Annotated in this window: 16 protein-coding genes; 11 read left to right on the top strand and 5 right to left on the bottom strand. The window is 41.3% G+C overall.

All coding sequences use genetic code 11. The features are described 5' to 3' along the window. On the bottom strand, nucleotides 1-325 hold a 325-nt coding region (locus VK664_RS21335), incomplete at its 3' end, for a hypothetical protein (RefSeq protein ID WP_461400729.1). 345 nt (nucleotides 326-670) lie between these two features. On the opposite strand from VK664_RS21335, the gene VK664_RS21330 reads away from it, so the two are divergent. Both VK664_RS21330 and VK664_RS21325 read left to right on the top strand, forming a co-directional pair. Then, entirely contained in the window at nucleotides 671-2,101 is a 1,431-nt protein-coding gene (locus VK664_RS21330; RefSeq protein WP_461400728.1) for an amino acid permease, read from the top strand. A 132-nt stretch (nucleotides 2,102-2,233) separates the two neighbouring features. After that, complete coding sequence (locus tag VK664_RS21325; protein WP_461400727.1) at nucleotides 2,234-2,956, top strand: YebC/PmpR family DNA-binding transcriptional regulator; 723 nt, start codon at nucleotides 2,234-2,236, stop codon at nucleotides 2,954-2,956. 3 nt (nucleotides 2,957-2,959) lie between these two features. Here VK664_RS21325 and VK664_RS21320 read toward each other — a convergent pair whose 3' ends face one another. The 3 genes from VK664_RS21320 to VK664_RS21310 form a co-directional block, all read right to left on the bottom strand. Further along, nucleotides 2,960-3,268: a hypothetical protein gene (locus tag VK664_RS21320; RefSeq protein WP_461400726.1), complete on the bottom strand. Its 309-nt coding sequence runs from the start codon at nucleotides 3,266-3,268 to the stop codon at nucleotides 2,960-2,962. A 10-nt stretch (nucleotides 3,269-3,278) separates the two neighbouring features. Further along, a complete protein-coding gene (locus VK664_RS21315; protein WP_461400725.1) occupies nucleotides 3,279-4,079 on the bottom strand; it encodes a PhzF family phenazine biosynthesis protein in 801 nt (266 codons plus the stop codon). Nucleotides 4,080-4,140: 61 nt separating this feature from the next. Further along, the gene (locus VK664_RS21310) at nucleotides 4,141-6,534 is read right to left on the bottom strand and encodes an alpha-ketoacid dehydrogenase subunit alpha/beta (protein ID WP_461400724.1); all 2,394 of its coding nucleotides are present in this window, start codon (nucleotides 6,532-6,534) and stop codon (nucleotides 4,141-4,143) included. 158 nt (nucleotides 6,535-6,692) lie between these two features. On the opposite strand from VK664_RS21310, the gene VK664_RS21305 reads away from it, so the two are divergent. From VK664_RS21305 to VK664_RS21285, 5 genes are all read left to right on the top strand, one after another. Continuing rightward, nucleotides 6,693-7,166: a DUF1573 domain-containing protein gene (locus VK664_RS21305; protein WP_461400723.1), complete on the top strand. Its 474-nt coding sequence runs from the start codon at nucleotides 6,693-6,695 to the stop codon at nucleotides 7,164-7,166. Between the two features lies 1 nt (nucleotide 7,167). Then, the gene (locus VK664_RS21300; protein ID WP_461400722.1) at nucleotides 7,168-7,623 is read left to right on the top strand and encodes a DUF1573 domain-containing protein; all 456 of its coding nucleotides are present in this window, start codon (nucleotides 7,168-7,170) and stop codon (nucleotides 7,621-7,623) included. Between the two features lie 108 nt (nucleotides 7,624-7,731). Beyond that, nucleotides 7,732-8,967 (top strand): pyridoxal phosphate-dependent aminotransferase, encoded by a 1,236-nt coding sequence (locus VK664_RS21295; protein ID WP_461400721.1) that lies wholly within the window; start codon nucleotides 7,732-7,734, stop codon nucleotides 8,965-8,967. A gap of 886 nt (nucleotides 8,968-9,853) precedes the next feature. Beyond that, entirely contained in the window at nucleotides 9,854-11,266 is a 1,413-nt protein-coding gene (locus VK664_RS21290; RefSeq protein WP_461400720.1) for a carboxylesterase family protein, read from the top strand. A gap of 316 nt (nucleotides 11,267-11,582) precedes the next feature. Next, nucleotides 11,583-13,295, top strand: coding sequence for a serine hydrolase domain-containing protein (locus VK664_RS21285; RefSeq protein ID WP_461400719.1), 1,713 nt, complete (start codon nucleotides 11,583-11,585; stop codon nucleotides 13,293-13,295). Between the two features lie 263 nt (nucleotides 13,296-13,558). Here VK664_RS21285 and VK664_RS21280 read toward each other — a convergent pair whose 3' ends face one another. After that, nucleotides 13,559-14,149, bottom strand: coding sequence for a helix-turn-helix domain-containing protein (locus tag VK664_RS21280; protein WP_461400718.1), 591 nt, complete (start codon nucleotides 14,147-14,149; stop codon nucleotides 13,559-13,561). 99 nt (nucleotides 14,150-14,248) lie between these two features. Between VK664_RS21280 and VK664_RS21275 the strand changes: the two genes are divergently transcribed. The 4 genes from VK664_RS21275 to VK664_RS21260 all read left to right on the top strand — a co-directional run bounded on the left by VK664_RS21275 (nucleotide 14,249) and on the right by VK664_RS21260 (nucleotide 15,768). Beyond that, nucleotides 14,249-14,467 carry a hypothetical protein gene (locus tag VK664_RS21275; protein ID WP_461400717.1) on the top strand — a complete coding sequence of 73 codons (219 nt, stop codon included), beginning with the start codon at nucleotides 14,249-14,251 and terminating at the stop codon, nucleotides 14,465-14,467. 107 nt (nucleotides 14,468-14,574) lie between these two features. Next, entirely contained in the window at nucleotides 14,575-14,772 is a 198-nt protein-coding gene (locus VK664_RS21270) for a hypothetical protein (protein ID WP_461400716.1), read from the top strand. 32 nt (nucleotides 14,773-14,804) lie between these two features. Beyond that, complete coding sequence (locus VK664_RS21265; RefSeq protein WP_461400715.1) at nucleotides 14,805-15,260, top strand: hypothetical protein; 456 nt, start codon at nucleotides 14,805-14,807, stop codon at nucleotides 15,258-15,260. A gap of 31 nt (nucleotides 15,261-15,291) precedes the next feature. Next, complete coding sequence (locus VK664_RS21260; RefSeq protein WP_461400714.1) at nucleotides 15,292-15,768, top strand: hypothetical protein; 477 nt, start codon at nucleotides 15,292-15,294, stop codon at nucleotides 15,766-15,768. Nucleotides 15,769-15,803: the final 35 nt, after the last annotated feature.

The raw sequence follows: 15,803 nt of genomic DNA, 5'->3' as shown, positions 1-15,803 counted from the left end.
CCTTGCGGGATAATTCATCCGAATGCCTTACTGACCAGATCTTATCCTGGTAGTCATTTTTTATATCTTCGATCTGAAGATCGAGTTTTGTGGGCCTGTTCTGATATCGGTATCCATTATCAAATCCAAATCCGAACGGTGAATAAAATGGCGAATAACCGTAATATCCTCTGCCATATCCGTAGAATGGTGAGAATGGAGGATAACTTCTTACTACCACTACTTTTTTACCGGGTCCTGGACTCACTGAACGGGGCCCTTTATTCTGGGCTGATGCACCAAATGCCAGCCCAAATGCGACTAATAATACAACCAGCTTTTTCATGTCTGCTCCTTTTTTATTTCTTGTTATTTCTTTACTATATAAACGAATTTGGTTGGCATTAGGTGTGCTAATGTTTCGACATTAACTAAATACTAACGATTGTTCGCAATCTCAAAACCGGTGATCCCAGTAGATAAAAAACGAATATGATATTTTATCTCAAAACAGGGGTTAAACCGGTAACCTGCACCCGGAACAAGACATTTTGATTTAATTGTTATTGGGAAATTCTTATCTTTCCGCATAGTGTAAGGAAGACCTTTCCTCAATCCGTTAATACTTTATTAATCTCAAAAACAACTAACTGCAATGAGTTTGTTCGTCAAAAAAACACTTTCGTCCCTGATGACTCAGTCAGAAGATTCGAAGGGACTTAAGAAAACATTGGGAGCCGGAAATCTCGTGGCACTCGGAATCGGGGCAATTATCGGGGCCGGGCTTTTTGTTCGTACCGCAGCCGCAGCCGGCGGTCACGCCGGGAACGCAGTAACAATTTCATTTATAGTCGCCGCTGTCGGTTGTGCTTTTGCCGGTCTTTGTTACGCAGAATTTGCTTCCATGATTCCAATTGCCGGGAGCGCCTACACATATGCCTATGCTACCATGGGTGAACTGGTCGCCTGGATAATTGGTTGGTCATTAATTCTCGAATATGCGCTTGGTGCGGCCACCGTTTCCATTGCCTGGAGTGAATATTTAAACAAGTTGTTGGGAGGCGCTATTCCTTATGAATGGTGCCATTCGCCGTTTGAGTCAGTAACCCTGGCCGACGGTACTTTTCTATCCGGTATAATGAATGCTCCTGCACTGGTGATACTTTTATTGCTTTCATTATTACTTATCAAAGGAACACAGGAATCAGCTATGGTAAATGCCGTTATCGTTTTTATAAAAGTTGCGATTGTTATCGTTTTTATTGCCATCGGCTGGCAGTTTATCAAACCCGAAAATCACATCCCATATATTATTCCGGAAGGAACACCGGGTTACGAAGGTGAATGGAATCATGGATTTAAAGGAATACTGACGGGGGCGGGAATTGTGTTTTTTGCCTTCATTGGATTTGATGCTGTATCAACAGCAGCCCAGGAAGCAAAAAATCCTAAACGCGATATGCCGATTGGTATTCTTGGTTCGCTGGTAGTTTGTACCATTCTTTATATCCTTTTTGCTCATGTACTTACAGGGGTTTCACCTTTTGTTGACTTTAATGATCCCACAAAAGGAAAAGAAGCTTCAGTTGCATATGCGATAGATACTTATATGCCAGGTTACAAATGGCTGTCTACGGCAGTGACTGTTGCAATCCTTGCAGGTTTTTCTTCGGTAATCCTGGTAATGCTGATGGGTCAGAGCCGGGTGTTTTACACCATGTCAACTGACGGTCTGTTACCAAAAGCTTTTTCTGCCTTACATCCCAAATACCGTACTCCATATAAGTCTAACTTAATCCTGTTCATATTTGTCGGGGCATTTGCTGCCTTTGTTCCAGGTACTGTCGCAGGTGATCTTACATCGATAGGAACTTTATTTGCCTTTATCCTGGTTTGTGTCGGTATCATAATTATGCGCAAAACTGACCCTACCATTAAACGGCCTTTCAGAACCCCATTGGTTCCGCTGGTACCAATACTTGGAGTGCTGGTTTGTGCTGCAATGATCGTTGGTTTACCAACCCCTACCCAAGTCAGTGCACTGGTATGGATGTTATTTGGTCTGATCGTTTATTTTGTATACAGCAGGCGTAATAGCAAACTTGGAAACCCCAGGTTATAGTCATATAGATTTTTTTGGAAAAGGCTGCCTTTATCGGCAGCCTTTTTATTTTCAATTTTCTTACTTTTGCAACCCTGAGATAAGTACCGGCTCAAAGATTCACCGGTATAATTCAGCATTTAATTAAAAGTTATGGGTCGGATTTTTGAAACGCGGAAACATACAATGTTCGCAAGGTGGGATAGGATGGCCAAACAGTTCAGCCGTATCGGAAAAGAAATTGCGATGGCTGTTAAGTCTAGTGGACCTGACCCCAATCTCAACCCTGCATTGCGGAGATGTATGGCGAATGCCAAAGCCGTCAATATGCCAAAGGACCGGGTGGAAGCAGCCATAAAAAGGGCGATGGGTAAGGATACTGAAAATTTCGAAGAACTGCTTTATGAAGGTTATGGACCTTTTGGTATACCTATTCTTGTTGAAACCGCAACAGATAACCATGTCCGGACAGTGGCGAACGTTAAGTCGCATTTTAATAAAGGTGGCGGTACACTTGGAAATAGTGGAAGTGTGAGTTTCCAGTTTAAGAAAATGGGAGTTTTCAAGTTGAAACCAGAAGGCCTAAAAGCAGACGATCTTGAACTTGAGCTTATTGATTTTGGACTGGAAGAATTGGGTGAAGGTACAGGTGAACAGGGTGAAGCGGTGTTGGTAATCCGTTGCGCATTTTCTGATTTTGGCAATATGCAAAAAGCCCTGGAAGAAAAGGGATTGCATCCGATCACTTCTGAAGTAGAGTGGATCCCCGGAACTACAATGCACTTGTCTGATGAACAGGCACAGGAAGTCCTTAAACTGGTTGACAGGTTAGAACAGGATGAAGATGTGCAAAAGGTTTTTCATAACCTCGCTTAATAATCAGTTTACATCCGCCGGCGAACTGTCTTTGTCAAGTTTGATTTCCCGGCGGATTATGCCTTTGAATCTTTTTTCATTGATTCTCCATACAAATACGGCAATCAATGCTGCAGCAGTGACACCAAAAACCGGTAATATCCAGTAAGGTTTAGGAACCCTGATCTGGAGGATCCATAGAATCAGTATATAACTAATAAGGCTGATAATAAATCCACCGGCAAAAGTATACAAAAGGAAATATGCCCACTTGCCACCTTCTCTTTGTTCCTGCCAGGAACGAATAAATCTTTTCTCTCTCCGCGTTATCAATAGAAGTAGTTTAATATTCAATTTCAAATTGGCCTTTCATATAAAAAACGCAGTTGCCTGCAATGGTAACACGGCTGCCAAGATCCTCGCACCAAAGCTCCCCTCCCCTCGTGGAAAGCTGCTTTGCATGCAGAATAGTTTTGTTCAAACGTTCGGCCCAGAAAGGAATAAGCTGCGAGTGAGCTGAGCCGGTGACCGGGTCCTCATTTATACCAACTTCCGAAGCAAAAAATCTCGACACAAAATCACAGGATTGGCCGGGTGCGGTGATAATAACTTTTGCCCCAAGCTTTTTCATCATATTAAAATCAGGATTACAGAGCCGGACTGCATTTTCATCTTCCAGTTCAACGAGGAGATCGCGATATCTATATAGACCTCTGATAGAATTTATACCCAGAGCCTTCAATAATAGTGGTGGTACTTCGGCCATCACAGATGGTTTCCATGAGGGGAAATCCATTTTTATTTTATCACCTTGTTGTGTGATAATGAGCACTCCACTTTTCGAATTGAATCTTATAGTTTCACTTTTATGATCCAATTTTTTGAAGAGTATAAAAGCCGATGCGAGTGTAGCATGTCCACAAAGGTTGATCTCTACATCAGGAGTGAACCACCTGATATCATAATCTGCTTCTTCCTGGTTACCGGATGGCACAAAAAACACGGTCTCGCTTAGATTATTTTCCATGGCCAGCAGCTGCATGGTTTCATCAGGTATCCATGTTTTTAAAGGAACTACCGCCGCAGGATTGCCCCCAAACAACTTATTTGCAAATGCATCAACCTGGTATATATCGAATGTCATAGGTTCTGGTATATATCGAATGTCATATCGAACGTCATAGGTTATTGATTGTTGTCGTAAATCATTCCGCCATCATATGCCTGATGGTATCAATAATCTCCTCTGTATTCGGTTTGCTGAAATAATCACCATCACTGCCATAAGAAGGTCTGTGTTCTTTCGCCGTTATTGTGCGGGCTGCTACATCCAGCCATTTATATCCTCCCTGGGTTTCCATTACCTGGTTAAACATAAAACCACAGGCACCCCCCGAAACATCTTCATCAACAAAAATGATGCGGTTCGTTTTTTTAAGTGAAGCCAGTATCATGTGGTTTATATCGAAAGGAAGTAAAGTTTGAACGTCAACAATCTCACAATTGATGCCGAGCTTTTCCAATACAACTGCAGCTTCCTGGCAAAGCCTCAGCGTTGAGCCGTAGGAAACTACTGTTATATCATCTCCTGTCTTTAGTATCTCCGGGATTCCAAGCGCAACCTTGTATGTTGTTAAATTTGAAGGAAGTTTTTCTTTTAACCTGTATCCATTCAGACTCTCGACCATTATACCCGGATCATTTCCGTTCAACAATGTATTATACATACCGAGCGCCTGTACCATATTTCTTGGGACGCAGATATGCATACCCCTGAGCGCATTAATCATCATTCCCATTGGTGAGCCACTATGCCAGATTCCCTCAAGACGATGACCGCGGGTTCTGACAATAAGCGGGCAACTTTGCCTGCCCTTTGTTCGCCAGTGAAGACAAGCGGCATCATCTGTCAAAGGTTCCAGTCCATAAACCAGGTAGTCCAGATACTGGATCTCAGCAATTGGTCTCAGACCGCGCATGGCCATTCCTATACCCTGCCCCATAATGGTCAGCTCACGGATAGCAGTATCAAAAATGCGGTATTCACCGTATTTCACCTGCAGTCCGGCAAAACCCTGGTTAACGTCACCAATCTTTCCAACGTCTTCGCCGAATGCAACTACTTTTGGATTGGTGTCGAACAGTTCATCAAAATAACGGTTGAGAATTTCATAACCATTCAGCATCGGAGCATCGGGAGCATATTCAACTTTTGTTGGTATTACCTTTAACGGACTACGCGGTCCCTCATGGTACAGATGTGATCCATATGTGTCGTAGCCTTCTTTTTTGAGTGAATCGTAAAATAACTTCAGTTCCTCTACCTGCTCAGACTCACCAGCATTTAATAAGACATGATGTAGCGCTTTCAGGATTTCTTTTCTCGATGGTTCACGATTTGTTACCAGCTGTTTTCTAACAGTTGCAATATTGCCTTTGAAATCAGGGCTGTGAGCACTGAGGGCATCAATAAGTGCGATACTTTTTTTCACCAGCTCGCGGATGGGTGTTATGTATTTTTCCCAGGCATCGTGACGGCTCTTTTTTACAAATGCCTTTGCATTGCTTTCAATCTTTTCTATTTCTTCTTCACTTGCCAATGCATTTTCGAGCAGCCATTCGCGCATTTTTTTGTTTGCATCCCAGGTACGTTCCCATTCAAGACGGTCGGGGGTTTTATAACGTTCATGACTACCCGAAGTTGAATGTCCCTGGGGCTGTGTGACCTCCTCCACATGAAACAAGGCAGGCACATGTGTTTCGCGCATCTTTGCTATTGCTTCGTCAAATACTTCACACATACCGGCATAATCCCAGGCCTTCACTTTATAAATATCAAATCCATTAGAGTTGTCACGTTTCTGCATTCCTCTTAATGCTTCTGAAATGGATCCCTTGGTAGTTTGATATTTTCTTGGTACTGAAATGCCATAGCCATCATCCCAGACAAATACTGCAAGTGGTATCTGTAATACTCCTGCCGCATTGATGGTCTCCCAGAAATGCCCTTCCGAGGTGGAGGCATCTCCGATGGTACAAAAACAAACTTCGTTGCCATTGTCACTGAGTTCATTTTCATGCTGTAGTACCGGGGAGTGGCGAAACAATTTTGATGCGAAAGCAAAACCCAATGATCTTGGCATCTGTGCAGCAGTGGGTGCCATACCGGCTGCAATATTTTTGCGGTTAACCAGGTCGAGCCATTCGCCTTCGGGATTAACATTCGGGGTGGCGAAATGTGAATTCATTTGCCTGCCACCACTATGTGGTTCATGGTTTTGATCCGGGTCTGCATAAAGTTGTGAGAAGAACTGTTCAATACTGGCTTCTCCTAATGCAAATGAAAAGGTCTGATCGCGATAATAACCGGATAAAAAATCACCGGGTTTAAAAAACTTGGCGGCTGCTATCTGGGCGATTTCCTTTCCATCACCGAAAATGCCAAATTTGGCTTTCCCGGTCAATACTTCCTTACGGCCGAGGAGACTTGCTTCCCGGCTTTCACAGGCCATCTTGTAATCTTTAAGCACTTCCAGCCGGAACCGGTCGAAGGAAAGCTTTTCGCTGGCAAGCGATTGATTATTAGAAGTATTTTCCATCCGGCAAAAATAACGAACCTGCAAACAATATGACCGGGTGTTAAAAAATTGTCATTACTTGAAAAATTTATTGCAAATTCGAGCGTTTTAGCTGTAATTTTAAGTTACTAAATTAGCATGTAATCAGCTCACTTATAATTGAAAATCAAATACTTAGCATGAAAAAAATCTTAACACTTGCGCTGGGGATTATCTCGGTTTCTTTTGTTTCTGCTCAAACTGTGGCCGCAACTGCGCCAAAAGCAGCCAATACTGCTCCGGCTCCTGTTGAACTCCTGGGCCTGAAAGAGAATGGTTTTGACTTCGGAAAAATTCCGCAGGGCCGTCCTGTTACCCATGTTTTTGAATTTACAAACAATGGCAAAGAGCCGCTAAAGCTGGAAAATGTGCAGGCTTCCTGTGGTTGCACCACTCCTGAGTGGAGCAAGGATCCGGTAGAACCAGGTGCTTCTGCGAACATCAAGGTGGGATACAATGCTGCGGCTGATGGACCCTTTACAAAAACAGTGACTATATCTTATAACGGCAACCAGGTAAAGACCATTACAATTTCCGGTACTGTTTATAAAGCACCGGCAACCTCTGCACCTGTAAACGCGTCTATTTCTTTATTAAAACCAACAAACCAATAATATGAAAAGTATTTTGATGTCCCTGGCTGCGCTTGTTATCACTGCTACAAGCTTCGCACAAACCCAGGCAGCAGCCGGTGTAACCACCAAAAAGGCTGAGAATTATGTTAAGTTCAAAGAACTTGCCTACAACTTTGGAAAGATCAAGAAAGATGTACAGGTAAGTCACGAATTTGCCTTCACAAATGTTAGTGAAAAGCCCGTTGTAATTGAGTCTGCTGTAGGATCATGTGGTTGTACAACTCCCGTCTGGCCACAAGCTCCGATAGCAAAAGGTAAAACAGACAAACTTGTTGCCGGCTTTACTGCCCCTACCGTTGGTCCTTTCACAAAAACCATTACTGTGAAACTGGCCGGTGTTGAAGCGCCAATGAATCTCACCATTTCAGGCGAAGTATTGTCTCCGGAGGATTATGCCAAGTTTGAAAAGGAAAAAGGATCCAAAAAAGGAAAATAAGGACAACTTTTTAGTGTTTATAAATTGTAATTAGAAAGAGCCCTCGTAAGAGGGCTTTTTTCATAATGATCTGTTACCGATATTTTCAATTAACAATACCTTTGTTGCATGTTAAAAATCAGCCATCGCGGGCAGATCATGCCCGCCTCACCGATTCGCAAACTCGTACCTTTTGCAGAAGCTGCAAGAAAAAGGGGTACTACTGTATATCATCTTAATATCGGGCAGCCAGATATTGAGACGCCCCCTCAAATACTCGACGCTGTCCGGCACAGTGATTTCAAAGTACTGGAATATAGTCATAGTGCGGGTAATGAAAGTTATCGCAGGAAACTTGTAAAATATTATGCTGATAATAATATCACCATAGATCACAACCAGATTATCGTTACTACCGGTGGTTCGGAAGCAATATTATTTGGGTTTATGACTTGCCTGGACGCAGGAGATGAAGTAATCATACCTGAACCTTATTATGCAAACTATAACGGATTTGCCATTGAAGCTGATGTTAAGGTTGTGCCGGTCACCTCAAGTATTGAAACCGGCTTCTCACTACCACCTATAAGCGCTTTTGAAGCGATGATAACACCACGGACAAAAGCAGTTGTTCTCTGCAATCCAAATAATCCCACTGGATATTTGTACAGCAGGGAAGAAATGCAAGTGCTTAAAGAAATCATCCTAAAACACAATCTTTATCTTTTTGCGGATGAGGCTTACCGTGAGTTTTGTTACAGCGGCGAACATTTTAGTGCTATGCAACTAACGGGTGTCGAAGACAACGTAATCTTAATGGATACCATTTCCAAGCGCTACAGTGCTTGCGGGGGCCGGATCGGGGCCTTTATCACGAAAAATAAAGAAGTACTTGCTGCTGCCATGAAGTTTGCGCAGGCGAGGCTAAGTCCGCCTTCATTTGCCCAGATCCTTGGTGAAGCTGCCGTTGATTTACCAGCAGATTATTTTGAGGGAACTAAAGCTGAATATTTAAAACGCCGTGACATACTAGTAAAACGGCTGAATAATATTCCGGGAGTATTCTGCCCGAACCCGGGAGGAGCATTTTACGCAATGGCGAAACTGCCGGTCGAAGATGCTGAAGCTTTTTGTCAATGGTTGCTTGAATCCTTTTCGTATAATGGTCAAACTTTAATGATGGCTCCTGCTTCCGGCTTTTATAGCACTCCGGGATTAGGAAAAAATGAAGTAAGACTTGCATATGTGCTAAACTCCGAGTCACTGGAAAAAGCTATGGATTGCCTGGAACAGGGCTTGATATCTTATCCTACTAGTGATAATGAATTGAAAGACAGCATGATTATGGCTAAAACTGATTTCTAACCTCATTAAAAGGGCATTAAAAACATCATATAAAGAAAGATTATATTTGATAATATAAATTTCTTCGCTATATTTGCTAAGTGCAATTGAGGAAATAGGGTAACATGTAAATTTTCATAACATGTTTGTTGGATTAAATCTCTGATTATCATCTCTTTTCATATGGCAAGCAATCGTTGAGCCGTCCTGTTTCCACAGGAGGGCTTTTTTTTGTGTTATTGGGCCTAAAACGCAGCAGAATGCTTTGTGCCCATGAGAAATTTATCAAATGCAGGCATTTGATTGATAATAGAATTATTCTATTCATATTTATTTTAATTATATTTTAATTGACTGGTAGCAGATGAGAAAATGGCACAGCCCAATGCCTGGCATATTAAATCGCAGGCATTGAATAATATAAATAGCCATTGCTGCATGCCTTTATAAGCTTGCAGATACCTTGATAATTTCCCTTGATAAATGATTAATTTAGAGACCCATTCTGTTTTGTTTTTGTTTCATTAGGCAGACACATGAGGTAAAGCGTATCATTACTTCTTTTCTTTTGACATAATTGTAGTGAACACCATCTAATTCAATTTCTCCATCTGTTCTTTCATAATCACCTGAAGTTGTATAATAAGGAAAATGCAAAGCTGTTTATAATTCAATTAGGTCTTCGTCCAGATAGTACTTATTATCCACTCTTTCGACAAGCTGTTCATCGCTGAGATCCATAAAGTATTTAAAAATGAGAGGATACGCGGTTGTCGCGAATAGATATGCAGCAAGAGTGATTATGGCCAGCTTGCGTTTCAGTATCAAAAGAATGCATCGGGATTTGTAACTTTCAAGAAGTGAACCATTCAGGTTATTTGGAATATAACTGCTCAAGGATAACATTATGAGTAAGATTGCCTATTTATTTGCCATAGTTTTTTTGTCTCTCGTCTTTGTCGCCGACCTGATACAATATGGATTCTGGTCGCAAATGGGACCTGAGGTGATAACTATGCAATCCTATCTTTTCTGGGTAACACTAATAAGCGTAACATGGCTAATTGCTTTTTCATTTGTGTTACGCTATTTTTTTCTAAAAGGCTGGAAATTAGTATTTCTTTCTGCATTTGTGGGATGGGCACTCATTATTGTTCTCTCCACCTTTCAATACATCAGGATAGTTGAAGTACAGATGCAACCCAAGGCGCATGATAACGCGGTGCTTATCTGCTATCGGCTTTGTATCACAATCGTAGGTGTAGGCATCATGATCGCTTCTAAGAAGCACGAAACAGCTTTGAAATGGTCGGGATTTTTAATGGCCTTGACGAGCTTATTATTGTTGCTATTATTCATATCGGCCATGATGGGACGGTCGACGCCAATTGAAAATCATATCACATCGACTATACATCTTTTGTCAACGATAGTCGGGCTGTTGCTAATCTGGATCTTTATCACAGAAATGCGTAAACAATCCTTTCCTACTCAAATCTCCGGTTTACAAAAGAATACCTTGCTTGTAACCGGTACAATAGCTATAGTGTTGATAGCTTCAGTCATCGGAGCAGCATCCGAGGTAGCAAAGGAAATTGGTTGGTCTAAGAAGTGGAAAACACAGGGTCCGGCACTGGCACGAAGCCGCTCCGTCCTGTTCGAAGAACGGACTTTTGTTGGCCCTGCAGGAGATACCCTTCGTTACTTCCTGATGAAACCATTGAATTATGACTCCGCTTATCGTTATCCCATAGTCACCTGTCTCCATGGAGGTGCCATTGCAAAAGGTGAAAACATCGAAATCCCTGAACCTGCACCTTTTCTAATGGACAGCCTGAACAGGAAAAAATTCCCGGCATTTATATTTATACCCCAGGTTGCAGCCGGACACAGTTGGGGCTGGTTACCTGGTGTTCCTGGAATGGATTCCCTGGTTTTCGGTGCTCTCGCAGCATTGCAACTCGAGTTTAGCCTGGATATTGACAGATATTATATTGCCGGTGGATCGGGAGGAGGATATGGAACCTGGGATTATCTTTCCAGACGCCCGCATTTGTTTGCGGCGGCCATATCTATGTGCGGGAGTGGGAACCCGGCTACTTCTGCCAGTATAGCACATATACCAGTCTGGGCTTTTCATGGCGAAGTGGACAGAAATGTTTCCGTTTCAGGTTCCCGCAATATGATTGCAGCTATGCGGGCCGCCGGCGGCACGCCGAAATATAATGAATTCAGGGGCGTTGGGCATGATGTATGGCCCGAGGTTCAACGTACGCCCGGAGTTTTTGAGTGGCTATTTGCACAAAAAAGGAAAGACTGATAGCATAAAACAATTATTAATAACAGACAGACAATGTTGAGAAACCGGCATGCCGTTATTTAGTTGGCTCAATACAATGTCGCTAAAATATAAATCGGGCAGATCAAAATATTTAAAGATGATAAAGGAGAAAGAAAAAAAGCACTTAAACAATGACTATCATGCTAAAATTAATTCTTTATAAATCGCATTTTGTTTATGTGAAGCTTAACTGTGGTAGTGTTAAACTAAATTTAAAGTGCCCTGCATATTAAGCTCATCCTGAACATTTCTAATAACTTCCTCTGACAAACCTTATTTCCAGACCAAAGCTGCTATGGTGAAGAAAACGCTACTTGCTTCCTCAATCCTTCTCTTTACAATCTCTACTTACTTGTCGGCACAACCACTGGCAGATTCTATCAAAAAAAAACTTGAATCGTTCCTTGCACCCTGGAACATGGAAAACAGCCCGGGAAGTTCTGTGGGCATAATAAAGAATGACTCTCTCATCTTTGTTCAAAGTGTTGGAATGGCTAATCTCGAATACAACGCCCGTAATACTCCGACGACAAATTTTAACATCGGATCTATGGCAAAGCAATTTACTGCGTTTGGAATATTCTTGTTGGAAAAAGAAAAGAAGCTCTTTCTACATGAAGATGTTAGAAAGTATTTGCCCTGGCTACCCAAATTTGAATATAAAATCACTTTGAGTGACCTTATTTATCATACCAGCGGGCTTCGTGACTATCTCATTTTATTACAAATTTCCGGGACGAGATTGGAAGACATCGTCACACAAGAACATGTTTTAAAGCTAATAAGTAAACAACAACGGTTAAACTCGATTCCGGGGGAAAAATATGCATATTCTAATAGCAATTACGTGCTGCTTGCCGAAGTCATTCAGAAGGTTAGCGGCCAAAAATTTCGGTTGTTTATGGATTCAGCAATATTCCGCCCATTAGGAATGACAAACAGTTATTTCGAAGACAATTATTCCTCAGTTCACCAGCAAAGATCTTATTCCTATGAAAGAATTGACAGCACGCATTTCCGAAATATTCCACTTAATTATTCTGTAGTCGGGGCCGGTGGAATGTACTCAAACGTAACGGATTTAGCAAAGTGGACCACCAACTTCGGCACCAACCGGGTATGGGATAAAAAAACGCTTCAAAAACTTACAACAACAGTTAGCCTAAAGAATGGTAGAACTTTGATTAGTGCGGCAGGACTTGTAGTTCAACCATATATGGGCTGGAGGCAATACTATTTCTCCGGAATGGATGGGGGGTATCGATCCTTCCAAAACTATTTTCCTGATCTCAGGACGGGTGTAATTATCCTGAGCAATTTAACCGACAACCTCTATAACAACAACTTTCCATATGGAAGTACTAATATTTTGATCCCGAAAGACACCACGCATTGGGAACTTATGCCACGAACCTGGGCAGACAGCGCTTCTGCCAAAATCAATAATCCCAGGGAATATATGCGGTTCGTTGGCGACTTTATTTCCGATGAAGGAGGATATCCTTTATCCTTCAAGCTTATTGAAGATAAGATGAACGTAATCGTCAACGGGCAAACAAATTTAATGGGTCGCATTCAGGGAGACACTTTTATGACGATAAACTCTTACCAATACCGATATGTATTCAACAAATCAAAAACAGATACCACTATTACAATTTTGGCACAGGATGACAGTTACACGCTCAGAAAGTTGGCTAAAAATCCAAAATCATTAAATGAATTACAAGAATCCTTTGTTGGAAAATATTACTGTGAAGAACTTGACTGCATATACTCAATTAGTTTAAAAGATGGGAAACTGCTTTTGCAAAACAACAAATATGATGATGTGAATCTTAACATAATCGGAGTAGATCACCTGGGAACCAATAACTGGTGGATGAATCACTTGTCCTTTTTCAGAAAAGATGGAAGTGTTACCGGGTTTGAAGTAAATACAGGCAGAGTTATGCACCTGAACTTCAAAAAAATAACCTCGAATGCCAAACAAATTTTTCGGGACTAAGATGAAATTCCAAAACCGAAGCCGAAGCTCCATAAAAAAAAGCGAAATATAGTCTGGACCTATATTTCGCTTATGTAGCGAGGAGCGGGCACGATCCGCCGACCTCCGGGTTATGAAACAGTTGCCTCACTTCCTACCATTTTCAAATTCAAGCTGGACGCGACTTTTACTTTTTGGTTATTTTGTTTTTAGGTTGTTTTGACCCAGGTGTTAACGGCTGTGTTAACGGTAAAAGGAATAGTTTTTTAATTTAACACATCTTCTTATCGTCTGATGCCACTTTCAACTTCTTTCATTCTAATTTCTTCATACAAGTCGGAAACCGTGTTGTTCAGCTGCTGTAAAACTTGGCGTTTCTTATCACGGTTGCCGTCACTGGCTTTCTCCGCTTCCCACTGTAGGAGAGTTTTAGTCTGGGCCAATAGATTCCGTTGAGTGTCTATCATTGTACTTATATAATCAGTAATAGTTTTTTCCAAAAAAATATTGTGAGCCTTTAGGTTCAAATTATTATCTTTTAATGATTCGATATACTCAATTCTATAAGAAAAATAGGCGTCATCCCTATCTTTTTCACCAGTATTCGTTCTAGATACTTTCGATTTCTTCTTTTTTATTTCTCCATTTGGCCGATAGTCAACAATCTCAGGTGTCAGTTCCTTCTTTTCAATTTCTTCCGGAGTTAGATAAAAGTAATCCCCTACAAACCTTAGAAAGAAGTATGAGGGGCGAGCTTTGCCACCTTCATAACTGGCAATCATCGCTTTACTTACACTGAACATTTCGCCAAATCCCTCCTGGGAATCTCCAGTAAGCTTACGTAGCAATTTAAGATTCTTAGCAAGTTGAGTCATTTCAAAAAAAAATTTATCAATTTATTTCAAATTATATCGTTTTCTATCTTTTTCTAACTATATTTGAATTCACTATTGAACACAAAATAAGAAATTGCTATGAACCTCAGTAAAAAAGCCTTAGATGCCATCTCTGACGGCAAAACTGGAATTAAACTAAAACTCGCCCTGGCGCTTAAATGCTCAGAGGGTTCAATCAATAGGTATATCAGGGAAAATGATGATGAGCTAACAAAAGCTGCTGCGATTGAAGTGATTCAAAAAGAAATGGGATTTCAGTACGAAGAGATCATTAAGCGAGAGGATGTCGCTGCATAAGACATGGACAATTAGGAAGACAATTTTCTAATCGACCCCAAAGTACAACACGAAGTTTATAAACGCAATACCCCGTTTGTGTTATTTCTTTCAAATTCTTTCAAATTATGTCGAATCAGGCAATAATAAATAGACTACTCACGATTGAGGCGCAGGCAGACCAACTGCGTGAAGACTGTCGCAAAGCAAGACGATTATTTGAGGGAGGGGTTTCTACCTCTCCCAAAAAAGTCAAGGGACTAACAGATGCACAAATTGCCAAGGTGATTGCAAACCGAAAAAAGTCATTAATCAAGAATTCATAAACCTTCATTTACCACCTCAAAAACAGTTTATTATGTCACCATTAACGATTGAAAAAAACGGAACGCTTAAAAACACTGTCGAGTCAACAAAGGATATCATCGCTGAATACATCGCCGTAAAACATGGAGGTAAGCATATGTATGAATCCATAGCCGATGTAGTTTATAATCTAATGCTGCCCCGGGGAGATGAAAAGGAGATGGGAAACGGCCTCTATCAAATGAGTTGCCTTATAAAGAAGCTGATAATTGCATCCCCGCAATTAGAAGGAGAATCAAAATTAGATCCGGTTGAAATGGAGTGCCTTGTAGATCTTCAAAAGTTCTTCAATGAGTTTGATGCACACCGTGCCCCCGCCTGGGTTGAACTTGAGTATTTCGAAATCGACCAATACCCTGACGGATTTTCTGAAACCAATCATGAGTACTTTAAAAAAGCGCTGGCTGTTGCGGAGTTTGAAAAAAGTATAGAGAAAAAAGCCGCATAACCTTATTCTTAAATCAATAAACATTTTTACCATGTCTCCATTAACAGTTACAAAAACAGGTACAATTAAGGATGAAGCTGCCGAATCTTTAGGCCCCGTAAGTGAATATATTAACGTCGTGTACCCAAGCACTCCTACCTGGCCGGAAAATCAATTTTTCGAAACTGTGCATAATTTATTCGCTCCCTCAGGAGACGAAGCAGTCGACGTAGACGAGACGGTGTTCGGAGTGAAAGAGATGATTCTTGATCTGATTAAAATTTCGGATGCTGATAACGTAAAGTATGCGTTGCGCCATGAAGGAATGCTACTGTTGCTCCGCCTTTTAGAATTTATAGAAGAGTTTGAGGATGACAAACCCGCGCGTTTAAAACTCGAACAGCTCATTTATGAAAAATACCGCGGCTGTCGTAGTGCGAAAGAACTAAAAACTGCACGCGCCAGGTATGAGAGGATGATCAAAGTCCAACAGTTTAGCGATTCCCTCTCTAAAAGCAAAGCTGCATAATTACTCGAAACCTTTTTATTAACTACTCAATATTA

This window comes from Flavitalea sp. (assembly GCF_035489435.1).
Lineage (GTDB): Bacteria > Bacteroidota > Bacteroidia > Chitinophagales > Chitinophagaceae > DATHKG01.
The sequence above is the reverse complement of the archived record's forward strand: the minus strand, read 5'-3'. Positions and strand labels throughout refer to the sequence as shown.

Coding starts and splice junctions, on each gene's coding strand:
- VK664_RS21330 (WP_461400728.1), top strand. CDS start 671: ATGACTCAGTCAGAAGATTCGAAGGGACTTAAGAAAACATTGGGAGCC.
- VK664_RS21325 (WP_461400727.1), top strand. CDS start 2,234: ATGGGTCGGATTTTTGAAACGCGGAAACATACAATGTTCGCAAGGTGG.
- VK664_RS21315 (WP_461400725.1), bottom strand. CDS start 4,079: ATGACATTCGATATATACCAGGTTGATGCATTTGCAAATAAGTTGTTT.
- VK664_RS21310 (WP_461400724.1), bottom strand. CDS start 6,534: ATGGAAAATACTTCTAATAATCAATCGCTTGCCAGCGAAAAGCTTTCC.
- VK664_RS21305 (WP_461400723.1), top strand. CDS start 6,693: ATGAAAAAAATCTTAACACTTGCGCTGGGGATTATCTCGGTTTCTTTT.
- VK664_RS21300 (WP_461400722.1), top strand. CDS start 7,168: ATGAAAAGTATTTTGATGTCCCTGGCTGCGCTTGTTATCACTGCTACA.
- VK664_RS21295 (WP_461400721.1), top strand. CDS start 7,732: ATGTTAAAAATCAGCCATCGCGGGCAGATCATGCCCGCCTCACCGATT.
- VK664_RS21290 (WP_461400720.1), top strand. CDS start 9,854: ATGAGTAAGATTGCCTATTTATTTGCCATAGTTTTTTTGTCTCTCGTC.
- VK664_RS21285 (WP_461400719.1), top strand. CDS start 11,583: ATGGTGAAGAAAACGCTACTTGCTTCCTCAATCCTTCTCTTTACAATC.
- VK664_RS21280 (WP_461400718.1), bottom strand. CDS start 14,149: ATGACTCAACTTGCTAAGAATCTTAAATTGCTACGTAAGCTTACTGGA.
- VK664_RS21275 (WP_461400717.1), top strand. CDS start 14,249: ATGAACCTCAGTAAAAAAGCCTTAGATGCCATCTCTGACGGCAAAACT.
- VK664_RS21270 (WP_461400716.1), top strand. CDS start 14,575: ATGTCGAATCAGGCAATAATAAATAGACTACTCACGATTGAGGCGCAG.
- VK664_RS21265 (WP_461400715.1), top strand. CDS start 14,805: ATGTCACCATTAACGATTGAAAAAAACGGAACGCTTAAAAACACTGTC.
- VK664_RS21260 (WP_461400714.1), top strand. CDS start 15,292: ATGTCTCCATTAACAGTTACAAAAACAGGTACAATTAAGGATGAAGCT.